Source organism: Micromonospora sp. NPDC048907 (assembly GCF_055586885.1).
In genome coordinates this window covers 268065-280751 of sequence record NZ_JBVJHI010000002.1, presented here as the reverse complement: position 1 = coordinate 280751, position 12687 = coordinate 268065, and the positions used below count along the sequence as shown (strand labels likewise).

At 73.0% G+C, this 12687-nt stretch carries 12 protein-coding genes; 8 read left to right on the top strand and 4 right to left on the bottom strand.

Annotation, left to right across the window (positions count from 1 at the left end):
- Nucleotides 1-76: 76 nt before the first annotated feature.
- Nucleotides 77-1918: a DNA helicase RecQ gene (gene recQ, locus ACZ6PY_RS06445; RefSeq protein ID WP_466069826.1), complete on the bottom strand. Its 1842-nt coding sequence runs from the start codon at nucleotides 1916-1918 to the stop codon at nucleotides 77-79.
- A gap of 281 nt (nucleotides 1919-2199) precedes the next feature.
- Between recQ and rapZ the strand changes: the two genes are divergently transcribed.
- The 8 genes from rapZ (at nucleotide 2200) to ACZ6PY_RS06405 (ending at nucleotide 9204) form a co-directional block, all read left to right on the top strand.
- Nucleotides 2200-3108 carry an RNase adapter RapZ gene (gene rapZ, locus ACZ6PY_RS06440; protein WP_466070762.1) on the top strand — a complete coding sequence of 303 codons (909 nt, stop codon included), beginning with the start codon at nucleotides 2200-2202 and terminating at the stop codon, nucleotides 3106-3108.
- Nucleotides 3105-4082, top strand: a complete 978-nt coding sequence (locus ACZ6PY_RS06435; RefSeq protein WP_466069824.1) for a gluconeogenesis factor YvcK family protein — start codon at nucleotides 3105-3107, stop codon at nucleotides 4080-4082. Before rapZ ends, ACZ6PY_RS06435 begins: the two co-directional genes overlap by 4 nt.
- Before the next feature lie 57 nt (nucleotides 4083-4139).
- The gene (gene whiA / locus ACZ6PY_RS06430; protein ID WP_018788213.1) at nucleotides 4140-5120 is read left to right on the top strand and encodes a DNA-binding protein WhiA; all 981 of its coding nucleotides are present in this window, start codon (nucleotides 4140-4142) and stop codon (nucleotides 5118-5120) included.
- A gap of 262 nt (nucleotides 5121-5382) precedes the next feature.
- Nucleotides 5383-6387, top strand: coding sequence for a type I glyceraldehyde-3-phosphate dehydrogenase (gene gap, locus ACZ6PY_RS06425; protein WP_466069823.1), 1005 nt, complete (start codon nucleotides 5383-5385; stop codon nucleotides 6385-6387).
- Nucleotides 6384-7583: a phosphoglycerate kinase gene (locus ACZ6PY_RS06420; RefSeq protein WP_466069821.1), complete on the top strand. Its 1200-nt coding sequence runs from the start codon at nucleotides 6384-6386 to the stop codon at nucleotides 7581-7583. The genes gap and ACZ6PY_RS06420 overlap by 4 nt, the downstream gene beginning before the upstream one ends.
- On the top strand, nucleotides 7584-8375 hold the full coding sequence (gene tpiA, locus ACZ6PY_RS06415) for a triose-phosphate isomerase (RefSeq protein ID WP_466069819.1): 792 nt from the start codon (nucleotides 7584-7586) through the stop codon (nucleotides 8373-8375).
- Nucleotides 8376-8470: 95 nt separating this feature from the next.
- A complete protein-coding gene (gene secG, locus ACZ6PY_RS06410; RefSeq protein WP_151461972.1) occupies nucleotides 8471-8731 on the top strand; it encodes a preprotein translocase subunit SecG in 261 nt (86 codons plus the stop codon).
- A 128-nt stretch (nucleotides 8732-8859) separates the two neighbouring features.
- Nucleotides 8860-9204, top strand: a complete 345-nt coding sequence (locus tag ACZ6PY_RS06405; protein WP_466069817.1) for an RNA polymerase-binding protein RbpA — start codon at nucleotides 8860-8862, stop codon at nucleotides 9202-9204.
- Between the two features lie 45 nt (nucleotides 9205-9249).
- Here ACZ6PY_RS06405 and pgl read toward each other — a convergent pair whose 3' ends face one another.
- The 3 genes from pgl to zwf form a co-directional block, all read right to left on the bottom strand.
- Nucleotides 9250-10020 carry a 6-phosphogluconolactonase gene (gene pgl / locus ACZ6PY_RS06400; RefSeq protein WP_466069815.1) on the bottom strand — a complete coding sequence of 257 codons (771 nt, stop codon included), beginning with the start codon at nucleotides 10018-10020 and terminating at the stop codon, nucleotides 9250-9252.
- 78 nt (nucleotides 10021-10098) lie between these two features.
- The gene (locus tag ACZ6PY_RS06395) at nucleotides 10099-11115 is read right to left on the bottom strand and encodes a glucose-6-phosphate dehydrogenase assembly protein OpcA (RefSeq protein WP_466069814.1); all 1017 of its coding nucleotides are present in this window, start codon (nucleotides 11113-11115) and stop codon (nucleotides 10099-10101) included.
- Between the two features lie 31 nt (nucleotides 11116-11146).
- A complete protein-coding gene (gene zwf, locus ACZ6PY_RS06390; protein WP_466069812.1) occupies nucleotides 11147-12661 on the bottom strand; it encodes a glucose-6-phosphate dehydrogenase in 1515 nt (504 codons plus the stop codon).
- Between the last annotated feature and the right edge of the window lie 26 nt (nucleotides 12662-12687).

Genomic DNA, 12687 nt, shown 5'->3' with positions numbered 1-12687 from the left:
ATCCGCTGACAGGAGCGAGCACGGAGGGCCGGCCCCCACAAGGGGCCGGCCCTTCGTCGTGCCTGCGGACCGTGTCTCAGGACTCGGCGAGCACGCCGAGGATCCCCTCGCCGTACTTGGCCAGCTTGTTGTCGCCGACGCCGCTGATCCGGGACAGCTCGGCCAGCGAGGTGGGCGCCTCGGTGGCGATCTGCCGCAGGGTGGCGTCGTGGAAGATGACGTACGCCGGGACGCCCTGTTCCTTGGCGGTGGCCGCCCGCCAGGCGCGGAGTCGCTCGAACACCGGGACGGCGGCCGGTGCGAGGTCGGCCACCACGGTGGCCGCGCCCCGGGGCTTGGCGGACCGGCCGGTCGCGGGGCGCTCGGGCTCCCGCCGCATGGTGACCGTGCGCCGGCGGCCCAGCACCTCGGCGCTCGCCTCGGTGAGGGCCAGCGTGCCGTAGTCGCCCTCGACGGCGAGCAGGCCCTCGGCCAGCAGTTGCCGCACCACGCCCCGCCACTCGGCCTCGCGCAGGTCGGTGCCGATGCCGAAGGTGCTCAGCGAGTCGTGGCCGTGCTGGTCGATCTTGTCGGTGTGCCTGCCGAGGAGGATGTCCACGCAGTGGCCGGCGCCGAACCGCTGGTGGCGTTCGCGGTCGAGCCGGTAGACGGTGGAGAGCAGCTTCTGCGCGGCGACCGTGCCGTCCCAGGACTCCGGCGGCTCCAGGCAGGTGTCGCAGTTGCCGCAGTTGGGCGTGCCGCTCTCGCCGAAGTATTCGAGGAGTTGCGCGCGGCGGCAGCGCACCGTCTCGCAGAGCGCCAGCATGGCGTCGAGGTGGGCGGCGAGGTTGCGCCGGTGGGCCAGGTCGCCCTCCGAGGTCTCGATCATCTTGCGTTGCTGCACGACGTCCTGGAGCCCGTACGCCAGCCAGGCCGTCGACGGCAGCCCGTCGCGCCCGGCGCGGCCGGTCTCCTGGTAGTAGCCCTCCACCGACTTGGGCAGGTCGAGGTGGGCGACGAAGCGGACGTCGGGCTTGTCGATGCCCATGCCGAAGGCGATGGTGGCGACCATGACGAGGCCGTCCTCGCGCAGGAACCGCTGCTGGTTGGCCGCCCGGGTCGCCGCGTCGAGCCCGGCGTGGTAGGGCAGCGCCGCGACCCCGTTGGCGACGAGGAACTCGGCGGTCTTCTCCACCGAGGCGCGGGACAGGCAGTAGACGATGCCGGCGTCGCCCGGGTGCTCGTCGCGCAGCAGGGCGAGCAGCTGCTTGCGCGGCTCCCGCTTGGGCACGATCCGGTACTGGATGTTGGGCCGGTCGAAGCTGGCCACGAAGTGCCGGGCGTCGGTGAGCTTGAGCCGGGTGGCGATCTCCGCGCGGGTGGCCTGGGTGGCGGTGGCGGTCAGCGCGATCCGCGGCACCCCCGGCCAGCGCTCGTGCAGCATCGACAGGTTGAGGTAGTCGGGGCGGAAGTCGTGGCCCCACTGGGAGACGCAGTGCGCCTCGTCGATCGCGAACAGCCCGATCCGCCCGCGCTCCAGCAGGGCGAGCGTGGCGCGCGTCGCGAGGGCCTCCGGGGCGAGGTAGAGCAGGTCGAGCTCGCCGGCGAGGAACGCCGCCTCGACCCGCCGCCGCTCGGCGAGATCCTGGGTCGAGTTGAGGAACCCGGCCCGGACGCCGACGGCGGTCAGCGCGTCCACCTGGTCCTGCATGAGCGCGATCAGCGGCGAGACGACCACCGCCACGCCGTCGCGGACCAGCGCCGGGATCTGGTAGCAGAGCGACTTGCCGCCCCCGGTCGGCATGAGGACGAGCGCGTCGCCGCCGGACACCACGTGCTCGACGACCTCGTGCTGGAAGCCGCGGAAGGCGTCGTAGCCGAAGACGCGGCGCAGCACCCGCAGCGCGTCCTCGGTCCGCTGATCGGTGGGGGAGACCATCCGCGCAGTCTACGAGCGTCCGCCGACACCGCCCCGCCCCGAACGGGCGTGTGGCGGCAACCGACGGCGGCGACCGGACCTCCGCGACGCGGCGACCGGGCCCATCTCGGGCGGCAGCCGGACCTTGACAAAACGGACAAGCACCTGTTCCGGTCGTCACCCCGTGGAATCCCGGGCGGGGTCGCAGCCGTTAGAGTCGCTGACTGACCACGCGCGGCCGACCGGCCGCGGCGCCACGGCTGGGGGTACGGGTGAGCGAGGCGCGGACGGCGGGAGACCTGGTGCCGACCAACGGGGAGACAGCCCTCGGGCGGCCGGCGCCGGCCGAGGCGGACACGAGCCTGGTGGTGGTGACCGGCCTGTCCGGCGGTGGCCGCAGCACCGTGGCCCGGGCGTTGGAGAACGTCGGCTACTACGTGGTGGACAACCTGCCCCAGGCGCTCATGCTGGACATGGCCGAGCTGGCCTTCAAGGCCGGCGGCGCGGCCCGGCGTACGGCGATGGTGCTGGACGTCCGCTCCCGGGCCTTCTCCACCGACCTGGCCGGGGCGATCCGGGAGCTGCGCGAGCGCGGCTTCCAGCCCCGGGTGGTCTTCGTCGACGCCGACGACGAGGTGCTGATCCGCCGTTTCGAGAGCGTCCGCCGCTCGCACCCGCTCCAGGGTGACGGGCGGCTGGCCGACGGGATCGCGGTCGAGCGGGCGCTGCTGGAGGAGGCCCGGGACCAGGCCGACGTGATCATCGACACCAGCCACCTGAACGTGAACCAGCTCCGCCGCCGCGTCGAGGAACTGTTCGGCGGGGAGGACTCGCGCCGGCTGCGGATCACCGTGCTCTCCTTCGGCTTCAAGTACGGCCTGCCGCCGGACGCCGACTTCGTGATGGACGCCCGGTTCCTGCCGAACCCCTACTGGGTGCCGGAGCTGCGCGAGCACACCGGGCGCGAGGAGGCGGTCAGCGCGTACGTGCTGGGCCAGGAGGGCGCGGACGCCTTCGTGGCCGGGTACGCGGACCTGGTCAACGCCACCACCGCCGGTTTCGAGCGGGAGGGCAAGCGCTACCTGACCGTGGCCGTGGGCTGCACCGGCGGCAAGCACCGCAGCGTGGCGATCGCCGAGGAGCTGGCCGCCCGGCTGCGTCGCTCCGGCATCGCCGCCAACCCCCAGCACCGGGACCTGGGGCGGGAATGAACCCGACGAGGGTGGTCGCCTTCGGCGGCGGGCACGGGCTGTCGGCGTCGCTGCGGGCGCTGCGGCACTGCGTACCCGGACTGGATCTGGACATCACCGCGGTGGTCACGGTCGGCGACGACGGCGGCTCCAGCGGGCGGCTGCGCGCGGAGCGCGGCGGCCTCCCGCCGGGCGACCTGCGGCAGGCACTCGTGGCCCTGGCCGGCGACCACCCGGCCACCCGGCGCAGCGCGGCGCTGTTCCAGCACCGCTTCGCCGCGGCCGGGGGCGGCCCCGGCGGCGCCGACCCGCTCGCCGGCCACGCGGTCGGCAACCTCCTGCTGCACGGGCTGACCGAGCTGCTCGGCGACCCGGTGGTGGCCCTCGACCACGCGGGCGCGATGCTCGGCGCGGTCGGCCGGGTGCTGCCGATGTCCCGGCAGCCGGTCGGCATCGAGGCCCGGGTGCGCGGCGCCGACCCGGACCGCCCCGACGAGGTCCGCACGGTGCGCGGCCAGCACCAGGTGGCGGTCACCTCCGGCACGGTCGAGTCGCTGCGGCTGACGCCGGCCGCGCCGGCCGCCTGCGCCGAGGCGGTGACCGCGGTGCGCGCCGCCGACTGGTTGATCTTCGGGCCGGGCAGCTGGTACACCAGCGTGCTGCCGCACCTGCTGGTGCCCGGCCTGGCCGACGCGATCGTCTCCAGCCAGGCCCGTCGGCTGGTGACCCTCAACCTGGTGGCCGAGAAGGAGACCCTCGGCCTCTCCCTGCCCGACCATCTGGACACTCTCCGGCGCTATCTGCCCGAGTTGAAGGTGGACATGGTGCTTGCCGATTCCACGGCGGTGGGTGATCCCGTGGCGGTCGAACGTGCGGCAGAATCGCTGGGTGCCCGGCTGGTCCTCGCTCCCGTCGCCGTCACCGACGGCACGCCCCGTCATGATCCGGCCGCCCTGGGCGCCGCGTTGGTGCCTGTCCTGGGCGCCGATCGTTAGACACGTACGTAATCACCGGCGACACGCCGGAACCCGGTCCGTGAGGGGGCGCGCAACATGGCGATGACGGCTGCGGTCAAGGACGAGCTGAGTCGGGTCGACGTGCCCAAGCCCTGCTGCCGGCGGGCGGAGATGGCGGCCCTGCTCCGGTTCGCCGGTGGGCTGCACATCGTGTCGGGCCGCGTCGTGGTCGAGGCGGAGCTGGACACCGGCGCGGTGGCCCGGCGGCTCCGCCGGGAGATCGCCGAGGTCTACGGCTACCCGAGTGAGATCCACGTGCTGGCCTCCGGCGGCCTGCGCAAGGGCAGCCACTTCATCGTGCGGGTGGTGAAGGACGGCGAGGCCCTCGCCCGGCAGACCGGCCTGCTGGACGTCCGCGGCCGTCCGGTGCGGGGCCTGCCCCCGCACGTGGTGGCCGCCAACGTCTGCTGCGCGGTCTCCGCCTGGCGGGGCGCGTTCATGGCGCACGGCTCGCTCACCGAGCCGGGCCGGTCCAGCGCACTGGAGATCACCTGCCCCGGCCCGGAGTCCGCGCTGGCCCTGGTCGGCGCCGCCCGCCGGATCGGCATCACCGCCAAGAACCGCGAGGTGCGCGGGGTGGACCGGGTGGTGGTCAAGGACGGCGACGCGATCGCCGCGCTGCTCACCCGGATCGGCGCCCACAGCAGCGTGCTGGCGTGGGAGGAGCGGCGGGTGCGCCGCGAGGTGCGGGCGACCGCCAACCGGCTGGCCAACTTCGACGACGCCAACCTGCGCCGCTCGGCCCGTGCCGCGGTGGCCGCCGCCGCCCGGGTCACCCGCGCGCTGGAGATCCTCGCCGACGACGCCCCCAACCACCTGACCTCGGCCGGCCGGCTGCGGCTGGAGCACCGGCAGGCCTCCCTGGAGGAGCTGGGCGCGCTGGCCGAGCCGCCGCTGACCAAGGACGCGATCGCCGGCCGGATCCGCCGGCTGCTCGCGCTCGCCGACAAGCGGGCGCGCGACCTGGGCATCCCGGATACCGAAGCGGCCGTCACGCCCGACATGCTCGTGGTCTGATAGGAGCGGTGAGGCGTCGGGTTGCGAGGGGGTCACCACCCGCCGCAGCGCGGCGGCGCGCGCTCGGATAAGGTCGCTGCGTACGGCAAGGGGGCCGGCAAAAGGCACCCCTCACCGTGCTCACCGCCTCGGGCGGTCTGGTCCCTGGGACCGCGGCGGGGTGGCCGAGATGAACCGTCAACGGCCGGCTCCACCGGTCGGCGAACAATCTCCGCCGGCCGGGGTTCGACGCCGGCGGACCAGAACGCGAGGAGATGGGCCTGTGACCATCCGGGTTGGCATCAACGGCTTCGGCCGGATCGGCCGCAACTTCTTCCGGGCAGTGCTGGCGTCCGGCGCTGACATCGAGGTCGTGGCGGTCAACGACCTGACCGACAACGCGACGCTCGCCCACCTTGTCAAGTACGACAGCATCCTGGGTCGCCTCCCGCACGAGGTGAAGGCCACCGCCGACGAGATCACCGTGGGTGGCAAGACCATCAAGGCGTACGCCGAGAAGGACCCGGCCAAGCTGCCGTGGGGCGAGGTCGGCGCCGACGTCGTCATCGAGTCCACCGGTTTCTTCACCGACGCCACCAAGGCGAAGGCGCACGTCGACGGCGGGGCCAAGAAGGTCATCATCTCCGCCCCGGCGAAGAACGAGGACGTCACCGTGGTCATGGGCGTCAACCAGGACCAGTACGACCCGGCCAAGCACACGATCATTTCGAACGCCTCCTGCACCACCAACTGCCTCGCCCCGATGGCCAAGGTGCTGCACGACACGTTCGGCATCCAGCAGGGTCTGATGACCACCATCCACGCGTACACGCAGGACCAGAACCTGCAGGACGCGCCGCACAAGGACCTGCGCCGCGCCCGGGCCGCCGCGCTCAACATCGTGCCCACCTCGACCGGCGCCGCGAAGGCGATCGGCCTGGTCCTGCCGGACCTCAAGGGCAAGCTGGACGGCTACGCGCTGCGCGTGCCGATCCCGACCGGCTCCGTCACCGACCTGACCGTCACGGTCGGCCGGGAGACCACGGTGGACGAGGTCAACGCCGCGCTCAAGGCCGCCGCGGACGGCCCGCTCAAGGGCATCCTGCTCTACAACGAGGACCCGATCGTCTCCTCGGACATCGTCACCGATCCGGCGTCGTGCATCTTCGACGCGCCGCTGACCAAGGTGATCGGCAACCAGGTCAAGGTCGTCGGCTGGTACGACAACGAGTGGGGCTACTCGAACCGCCTGGTCGACCTGGTCAAGCTGGTGGGTTCGTCGCTGTGAGCATCCGCAACCTCGACGACCTGCTCGACGAGGGGGTGTCGGGTCGGCGCGTGCTGGTGCGCGCCGACCTGAACGTCCCGCTCGACAAGCAGAGCGGCGAGATCACCGACGACGGCCGGATCCGGGCCGTGCTGCCGACCCTGAGCGCGCTGGTCCAGGCCGGCGCCAAGGTGGTCGTCTGCTCGCACCTGGGCCGCCCGAAGGGCGCGCCGGACCCGCAGTTCAGCCTCCGCCCGGTGGCCGGGCGGCTCGGTGAGCTGCTCGGCGCGCCGGTGCACTTCGCCGACGACACCGTCGGCGACTCGGCCCGTTCCACGGTGGACGGCCTGGCCGACGGCCAGGTAGCCCTGCTGGAGAACCTGCGTTTCAACAAGGGTGAGACCAGCAAGGACGACGCCGAGCGGGGCGCCTTCGCCGACCAGCTCGCCGCCTTCGGCGAGGCGTACGTGGACGACGCCTTCGGCGCGGTGCACCGCAAGCACGCGAGCGTCTTCGACGTGCCGGCCCGGCTGCCGCACGTCGCCGGCCGCCTCGTGCTGCGCGAGGTGGAGGTGCTCAGCAAGCTCACCGGCGACCCGGAGCGGCCGTACGTGGTGGTGCTGGGCGGCTCCAAGGTCTCCGACAAGCTGGCGGTGATCGAGGCGCTGCTGCCCACGGTCGACCGGCTGCTCATCGGCGGCGGGATGTGCTTCACCTTCCTCAAGGCCCAGGGCCACGAGGTGGGCACCTCGCTGCTGGAGGAGGAGATGGTCGAGACCTGCCGCAACCTGCTGGAGCGGTCCGGCGGCAAGATCATGCTTCCGGTCGACGTGGTGGCCGCGGACGCGTTCGCGCCCGACGCCGCGCACGACACCGTGCCGGCCGACGGCATCCCGAGCCACCGGCTGGGGCTGGACATCGGCCCCGAGACGGTGGCCGGCTTCACCGCCGCGCTGTCCCAGGCGAAGACGATCTTCTGGAACGGCCCGATGGGTGTGTTCGAGATGGCCGCGTTCGCGAGCGGCACCCGGGGGATCGCCGAGGCGATCACCAAGACCGACGCGTTCAGCGTGGTCGGCGGCGGCGACTCGGCCGCGGCGGTGCGGGCGCTCGGGCTGGACGAGTCGTCGTTCGGGCACATCTCCACCGGCGGCGGCGCCTCCCTGGAATACCTCGAGGGCAAGACCCTCCCCGGCATCGCGGCCCTGGAGAGCTGAATGGCGAGCACCCCCCGCCGGCCGCTGATGGCCGGCAACTGGAAGATGAATTTGAACCACCTCGAGGCCAACCTGCTGGTGCAGAAGCTGGCCGCGAGCCTCAACGAGAAGCAGCTCACCGAGGTCGAGACGGTGGTCCTGCCGCCCTTCACCGACCTGCGCACCGTGCAGACCGCGGTGGACGGCGACAAGCTGCTGATCGGCTACGGCGCGCAGGACCTGTCGCCGTTCCAGTCGGGCGCGTACACCGGGGACATCTCCGGGGCGATGCTCGCCAAGCTGGGTTGCACCTACGTGGTGGTCGGCCACTCCGAGCGGCGGCAGTACCACCACGAGGACGACGCCCTGGTCAACGCCAAGGTGGCCGCCGCGCTGGCGAACGGGCTGACCCCGATCCTGTGTATCGGCGAGGGGCTGGAGATCCGCGAGCAGCTCCGGCACGTGCCGCACTGCTGCGACCAGCTCGACGGGGCGCTGAAGGGGCTCACGGCGGAGCAGGTCACCAAGGTCGTCGTGGCGTACGAGCCGGTCTGGGCGATCGGCACCGGCAAGACGGCGACCCCGGAGGACGCCCAGGAGGTCTGCGGGGAGGTGCGCAAGCGCCTGGTGGAGACCTTCGGCCAGGACACCGCGGACCAGGTCCGGATCCTCTACGGCGGGTCGGTGAAGTCGTCGAACGTGGCGGCGACCATGGCCCAGCCGGACGTGGACGGGGCCCTGGTCGGGGGCGCCAGCCTGGACGCCGAGGAATTCGCGCAGATCTGCCGGTTCCCGGAGCACATCGCCCGCTGATCGCTCGCTATCCTTGACGCTGCCCGCCCACCGGTCGGTGCCGCTGTGCCCGTCAGGACCGGGCAGTGATCGCAACGAGAGGATTGACCCCCGCCATGCCGATCTGGTTCGCCTACACGATGATCGTGTTGCTGGTCATCACGAGCATCCTGCTCACCCTGCTGATCCTCCTGCACCGTGGTAAGGGCGGCGGGTTGTCGAGCATGTTCGGCGGCGGCGTCAGCTCCAGCCTGGCCGGTTCCTCGGTGGCCGAGAAGAACCTCGACCGCTACACCGTTCTGGTGGGGATCATCTGGTTCGCGTGCATCGTCGGAATCGGGCTCTGGCTCCGGCTCCAGACGGGCAGCGGCGCCTGAGCGAGCGCTCCGAGTCGTACAATCTGCGCGCGGTCCGTTACGGACCGCGCGCAGTTTGTTTCTCCGCGCGTCGCCCGCCGCCCACCCCCGAAGGCGGCGGTCCCCTCCGACGACAGGAGCGAGCAGCCGTGTCCAGTGGCAACGTCATCCGCGGCACCCGGATCGGGTCCGCCCCCGAGCGGTTCGAGCAGCGCATCGAGCCGGCGCCCCGCCGGCCGGTCACCTACTGGTGCGCGAACGACCACCGCGTCCGGTTCCTCATCGCCGCCGAGGCGGAAGCCCCGGAGACCTGGGACTGCCCGCGGTGCGGGGAGCCGGCCGGCCCCGACCGGGGCAACCCGCCCGGCCCGGTCCAGGCCGAGCCCTACAAGACCCACCTGGCGTACGTGCAGGAGCGGCGCACCCCGGAGCAGGGTGAGGCGCTGCTCGCCGAGGCCCTGGAGACGCTGCGCCGGCGGCGCGGCGGGACCTGAGCACGCGGGAGCCCCGACCCGCCCGGGCCGGGGCTCCGCCGTCGTTCAGCGCAGGCTGCGCAGCCGGGGCGGCACGTTCGCCGCCGCGGAGCGGTCCAGCAGCCACAGCGTCCGGGACACCCCGCGGACGCCGGCCGCCGGCAGCTGCACCGGCCCGGCCCCGGCCAGGGCCATCCCGACCGCCCGGGCCTTGTCCGCCCCGGCGGCCACCAGCCAGACCTCCTCGGCCGTGTTGATCGTCGGGAGGGTCAGCGTGGTGCGGACCGGCGGCGGCTTGGGGCTGCCGCGTACGGCGCTGACCGGGCGGTTGTCGTGGTGCACCGGGTGCTCGGGGAAGACCGAGGCGACGTGCCCGTCCTCGCCGACGCCGAGCATGAGCACGTCGAAGTGGGGGAGGGCGGCGGTCCCCGGCCGGGCGGCCCGGGCCAGTTCCTCCGCGTACCCGGCGGCGGCCGCCTCCGGGTCGTTGCCGGCCGGCCCGTCCGAGGCCGGCATCGGGTGGATGCGGGCCGGGTCCAGCGGGACCACGTCCAGCAGCGCCGCCCGGGCCTGGGTCTCGTTGCGCTCCGGGTCGCCGGCCGGGAGGAACCGCTCGTCGCCCCACCAGACGTCGACCCGGGACCAGTCGACGGCGTCCCGGGCCGGCAGCTGCGCCACCGCCCGGTACACCGCCGCGGCGATCCGCCCGCCGGTCAGCACCACCGACGCCTGACCGCGCTCGGCCTGCGCGTCGAGCAGCTTCACCACCAACCGGGCCGCGACCGCCTGCGCCAGCAGGTCGGGGTCGGCGTGTACGGCGACACTCGCCTCACTCATCCATCGTGCCTTCGTCCTCCGACCGCCCCGTGGCGGTCACCTGTGCGGTCCGGCCGCCGCGCGGCCGGTGGGTGCCGCTCACTCGTGGGCTGTCGCGCCGGCGTGTGCGGTGACCCCGGCCTCGGCCCGCTGGGCGGTCGCCGGATCCTTCCACACGTGCACCCGGTGGGCGGGCCGCTGCTCGAGCCCGGTGAGGCCGGCTGTCGCGCCGAGCGCCTCGGCGTAGACCTGGTCGGCGTCGAGCCGGCGCAGTTCCTCGGCCAGCTCGTCGCCGAGCGGCCGGCGGACCAGCGGCAGGGTCCGGTCCTCCTGGCCGCTCCGCCGGAAGATGGCCACGTTCTCGTCGCGGGTCAGCATCAGCTCGTCGCCGTTGGCGCAGCGCAGCTGCACCTCGCGCATCCGGGGGAAGTTGTCGGTGTGCTCCCAGACCGGGTCGATGCCGAGCCGGGCGGTCAGCCAGCCGCGCATGAGCGCCGCCGTCGGGTCGGTGCGCGGCGCCACCACGGTCGCCTCGGTGATCCGGGCCTGGGTGGTGTCGAACGCCCCGGCCACGAGGGTGCGCCACGGGGTGATCCGGGTCCAGGCCAGGTCGGTGTCGCCCGGGGCGTAGTCCGCGGCCCGCTGCCGCAGCGCGGCGATCGGGTCGGCGGCCTGCGCCGTGTCGGTGATCCGCCGGTCGGCCACGACACCGAGGAAGTCGGTGGCGATCTCGTCCGGCGGCTCGCCGTGCCACCACGTCACCACCGGCACGTCCGGCACCAGCAGCGGCATCACCACCGACTCGGCGTGCAGCGCGAGCCGGCCGTACATCCGGGTCACCACCGCCTCGCACGGGCCGAGCCGGCCGCCGACGACGATCTCCGCGTCCAGCCGGTTGCGGTCCCGCTCGACGTCGGAGCGGACCACCACGAGCAGCCGGCACGGGTGGGCGGCGGCCGCGATGGTCGCCGCCGCCTCCGCCTCCCGGACGCGCTTCTCGTCGACCACCACGATCAGCGTGAGCGCCATGCCGCTGGCCACCCCGCCCGCGCTGCGCCGCTCGGCGGCGAGCGCCTTGACCACCTCGTTCCCGGTGGTGTCCCACAAGCCGATCAACGGAACCTCCTGGTTCGCTCGCTGTGCTCGCTCACGCTCTCCGCCAGGACCGGCCCTCGCGGGCCAGCATCTCGTCGGCGGCCCGGGGGCCCCACTCGCCGGCCCGGTACGGCTCCGGCCTGGTGCCCGCCCAGGCGTGCTCCAGCGGGTCCACGACCTGCCAGCTCTGCTCCACCTCGGCCGCGTCCGGGAACAGCGTCCGGTCACCGATGAGCACGTCCAGCACCAGCCGCTCGTACGCCTCGGGGCTGGACTCGGTGAACGCCTCGCCGTACTGGAAGTCCATCGCGATGTCGCGGACCTCCATGGTCGTGCCCGGCACCTTGGAGCCGAACTTCAGCACCACGCCCTCGTCGGGCTGGACCCGGATGACGAGCTGGTTGGGGCCGAGCGACTCCATGTCGGCGGGGTTGAACGGCAGGTGCGGCGCCGTCTTGAACACGATGGCCACCTCGGTGACCCGCCGGGGCAGCCGCTTGCCGGCCCGGATGTAGAACGGCACCCCGGCCCAGCGGCGGTTCTGGATGCCCAGCTTCACGGCCACGTACGTCTCGGTGGTGGAGTCCGCCGGGACGCCCTCCTCGTCGAGGTAGCCGACGGCGCGTTCGCCGCCCACCCAGCCGGGCAGGTACTGGCCGCGGACGGTGTCCCGGGAGACGTCCTTCGGCACCGTGATGGCCTTGAGCACCTTGAGCTTCTCGGTGCGGATCTCGTCGGCGTCGAAGCTGGTCGGCTCCTCCATGGCCACCAGGGCGAGCAGCTGGAGCAGGTGGTTCTGGAGCACGTCCCGGGCGGTGCCAACCGAGTCGTAGAACGCCGCCCGGGTGCCGATGCCGACGTCCTCGGCCATGGTGATCTGCACCGAGTCGACGTACTTGGAGTTCCAGAGCGGCTCGAACAGGTTGTTGGCGAAGCGCAGGGCCAGGATGTTCTGGACCGTCTCCTTGCCCAGGTAGTGGTCGATCCGGAAGACGTCCTGGCTGGTGAAGACGTCGTCGACCAGGTCGTTGAGCGACTTCGCCGAGGGCAGGTCGTTGCCGAACGGCTTCTCCACCACCACGCGGCGCCAGCCGCCGGACTTGGCGTTGTCCGCCATGCCGGTGCGGGCGAGCTGCTTGAGCACCACGGGGAAGGCCGCCGGGGGGATGGAGAAGTAGAAGGCGGCGTTGCCCGGGATGCCGTGGGTGTCGCGCAGCTCGTCGAGGGTGGCGGCGAGGTGGTCGAAGGCGGCGTCGTCGTCGAACGAGCCGCCGACGAACTTGATGTTGCCGGCGAGCCGGGCCCAGACCTCCTCCCGCCAGGGTGTGCGGGCGTGCTTCTTGGCCGCGTCGTGGGCCAGCCCCTCGAAGTCGCCGTCGCCCCAGTCGCGCCGGGCGAAGCCCAGGACCACGAAACCGGGCGGCAGCAGCCCCCGGTTCGCCAGGTCGTAGACCGCCGGCAGGAGCTTCTTCTTGGCCAGGTCGCCGGTCACCCCGAAGATCACCAGAGCGCACGGCTCCGGGATCCGTGGCAGCCGGCGGTCCTGAGGATCGCGCAGCGGGTTCATGCCGCCTCCTCGCTCCGCCGATGTCA